The sequence below is a fragment of the Streptomyces sp. UNOB3_S3 genome (assembly GCF_020740895.1).
In the GTDB taxonomy this organism is placed as follows: domain Bacteria; phylum Actinomycetota; class Actinomycetes; order Streptomycetales; family Streptomycetaceae; genus Streptomyces.
The window spans coordinates 1-1,732 of sequence record NZ_JAILXP010000659.1 but is presented as its reverse complement, the minus strand read 5'-3'; the positions used below and the strand labels follow the sequence as shown (position 1 = coordinate 1,732).

Annotated in this window: 1 protein-coding gene and 1 pseudogene; both read right to left on the bottom strand. The window is 72.9% G+C overall.

What is annotated here, in order from left to right:
- Positions 1-201, bottom strand: a pseudogene (locus K6I33_RS34790) (toxic cation resistance protein); the annotation flags it as partial.
- 156 nt (positions 202-357) lie between these two features.
- Positions 358-1,710: a carotenoid oxygenase family protein gene (locus K6I33_RS34785; protein ID WP_229358791.1), complete on the bottom strand. Its 1,353-nt coding sequence runs from the start codon at positions 1,708-1,710 to the stop codon at positions 358-360.
- Positions 1,711-1,732: the final 22 nt, after the last annotated feature.

Sequence of the window (1,732 nt, the reverse complement as noted above, 5' to 3'; positions counted from 1 at the left end):
GGTGGGGATGGGGCCGAGCGGGCCGGGGTCGGGAACGGTCGAGCCGGCGCGGTCGGCGGTCTCGGCGGTCGGCTGGGCCGGAACGGACACGGCGTTCGCCGTCTGGTCGGGGCCCGCGTTCTGCTGGGGGAGGCTCGGTTCGTCGCGTCCGGCGGCCTTGGCGCGGCCGAACGCGTTCCGCAGCAGACTCCGAATGCCCATGGGGAGATGCCCTTCGTGTGTCTCGGGGTGCGAGTGGTGCCGGGAGGGGAGAAATATGTCCGTACTGCTCGTAAAAGTCCGCATGCTTGACGACTACGTAAGGCTAGCTGTCAAGTCCGGTCCAGTACGTTCACACCCGACACGCCATGGCCCGTGTCATGGGCAGTCCGGGATCCAGCTGCCGTGAAAACCCAGCGGCACCCGTACCGGAAGGTGCACCCGGGCCACCGGGCCGGCCGTGAGGTCCTGGGCCGCCAGCACCACCAGATCGCCTGCCCCGCGTTCCGGGTCGTACGCGTACGCCAGCACCCAGCCCTCGTCCTCCGCCGCCCCGGGCGCGGCCGGGACGAACACCCCCTCGCCCACGTCGCCGCCCGCCGGCACCTCGAACTCCTCGCTCGTACCGCGCAGTAGGTCGTATTTGATGAGTGCGGTGTCCCGTCCTTCCGTCCGCTCCCGCATGACGTAGCCGAAGCGGTGGGGGACGGTGAGCCGGCGCGGGTCGACGCGCGGGTACTCCACCGGCCGGTCGTCCAGCGGGAGTCGGCGCACGGTGCCCGCGGCGGGGTCGACGGTCCAGCGCTCCAGATGGGCGAGGTGCTCGCCGGGCAGCGGCCGCCCCCGGTCGAAGTACCGTTCGTAGATGACGAGATGGACGGTGATCAGACCGTCCTCGCGCTGGTACGCGTTCATGGGGTGGAAGACGAAGCACGGCTCGATCTCCAGCCAGCGCGTCTCCGCCGCCCCGCCGTCGCGCGGCAGGACCCCGAGCCGGGCCGGCCGGTCCGGGTCCCAGCGCGGATGGGGGCCGCCGTCGCGCGGGTCCCGCCCGAAGACCACCGGCAGGTCGTACAGCAGCACGTACCGCTCGGTGAGCGAGAAGGCGTGCATCATCGGGGAGCCCGCGACGGGGACCTCGACATGCCGGCGCACCCGGCCGTCCCGCCCGGCGACGAGGTACTGCGCGTACGGCCGGTCCAGGCAGTACGCCACCGCGTGGAGCTCGCCGGAGCGCGGGTCGGTCACCGGGTGCGCGGAGAAGCCGCCCGGCAGGGTGCCGTGGAAGTCGAACGGGCCGATCGTATGGAGCTCGGGGTCCAGCTCGTAGGGGAGCGACCCGCCCTCGACGAGGGCGAGGCAGTGCCCGGCGAAGTGCAGGACGTGGGTGTTGGGCGCGAAGTCCAGGCCCCGGTGGCGCGGCCCGTGCAGCAGCTTCTCGCCGAGCCGCCCGGCGACGTCGTCGGAGCGTATCCAGCGGTTGCGGTACCACTCGGCGCGGCCGTCGCGCAGCCGGACGCCGTGGATCATGCCCTCGCCGCCGAACCAGTGGTAGCCGGCCGGGTCGGCGACGTCCACGGGGTTGGGGCCGTTGCGCAGATAGCGGCCGCGCAGCGCCTCGGGCAGCCGGCCGGTCACGGGCAGGTCGAAGGCGGTCGTCTCGTCCGTCACGGGGGCGTAGAGCCCCCCGAGGTACGGGTTGCGGACCTCGGCGTCCGGATTCCGGTTCATCCCGCCCCACCTCCACCGGCCC

Excerpts from the sequence above, each read along its gene's own strand:
- K6I33_RS34785 (WP_229358791.1), bottom strand. The coding sequence starts at position 1,710 with ATGAACCGGAATCCGGACGCCGAGGTCCGCAACCCGTACCTCGGGGGG.